This is a genomic window from Bradyrhizobium sp. SHOUNA76, from assembly GCF_023006445.1.
Taxonomy (GTDB): Bacteria; Pseudomonadota; Alphaproteobacteria; order Rhizobiales; family Xanthobacteraceae; genus Bradyrhizobium.
This window is the reverse complement of the sequence record NZ_JALBHA010000964.1, coordinates 1-987: the sequence shown is the minus strand read 5'-3', so window position 1 is coordinate 987 and position 987 is coordinate 1. Positions and strand designations below refer to the sequence as shown.

The 987-nt window shown below is 66.7% G+C and carries 2 protein-coding genes; one reads left to right on the top strand and one right to left on the bottom strand.

Going from position 1 to position 987, the window contains the following annotated elements:
• Positions 1 to 621: cobalt-precorrin-6A reductase (locus MOV74_RS38995; protein ID WP_246932917.1), on the top strand; the 621-nt coding region annotated here is incomplete at its 5' end.
• Here MOV74_RS38995 and MOV74_RS38990 read toward each other — a convergent pair.
• On the bottom strand, positions 597 to 987 hold a 391-nt coding region (locus tag MOV74_RS38990), incomplete at its 5' end, for an SAM-dependent methyltransferase (protein WP_246932915.1). The genes MOV74_RS38995 and MOV74_RS38990 overlap by 25 nt on opposite strands.

Here is a 987-nt window from a genome sequence, read left to right as displayed (position 1 = left end):
CTGCCGACCCGCATCGGCGGTTTCGGCGGCGTGAGCGGGCTTGCCGATTACGTTCGCAGCGAACGCATCACGCATGTGATCGACGCGACGCATCCGTTCGCAGCCGAGATGAGCCGCAATGCGGTCGCGGCCTGCGCAGAAACCGATACGCCGCTGATCGCGCTGGAGCGCGCGCCCTGGACGAGGGCGACCGGCGACAACTGGATCGAAATAGCTGATGTCGCCGCCGCGGTCGTCGCGCTGCCCGAGGCGCCGGCAAAAGTGTTCCTCGCCATCGGCCGCCAGCACATTGCGCCGTTTGCGATAAAGCCGCAGCACGCCTACACGCTCAGATTCGTCGATCCGCCCGAAGTGCCCCTGCCCTTTGCGGCCGAAATGATCGTATCGCGCGGGCCGTTCACGCTTCATAGCGAACTGGAGATGATGCGTGGGCGCGGGATCGCGTGGATCGTCGCCCGCAATTCCGGCGGCGACGGTGCGCGCGCCAAGATCGACGCGGCCCGCATGCTCGGCCTGCCCGTAATCATGATCTCGCGGCCGGAGCTGCCGCGGCGCAGGCGGGTTGAGAGCGTCACTGACGTGATGCAGTGGCTCGGTCATTCTACCCGCCTCGGCGCATAGACCCAGCGGCCGACGCGACGCGTCTGCGAATTGCCGACGATCACCAGCGTGCGCATGTCGGCCATCTCTGGTGTCGCTTCCTTCAACGTGACCGTCTCGATCCTCTCGTCAGCCGCGCTGATCGCGCGCGCAAAGATCACGAGGCGCTCGCCGCAGCCGGCCTCGCGAAGCACCGCGAGCGCGCGGCCAAATCCTTCCGGCCGGCTCGCCGAGCGCGGATTGTACATCGCAATCGAAAAATCGGCTTCTGCGGCAAGGCGCAACCGCTTTTCGATCATCGTCCAGGGCTTGAGATTGTCCGAGAGATTGATCGCGCAGAAATCATGGCCGAGCGGCGCCCCGGCGCGGGCCGCCGCCGCCAGCATC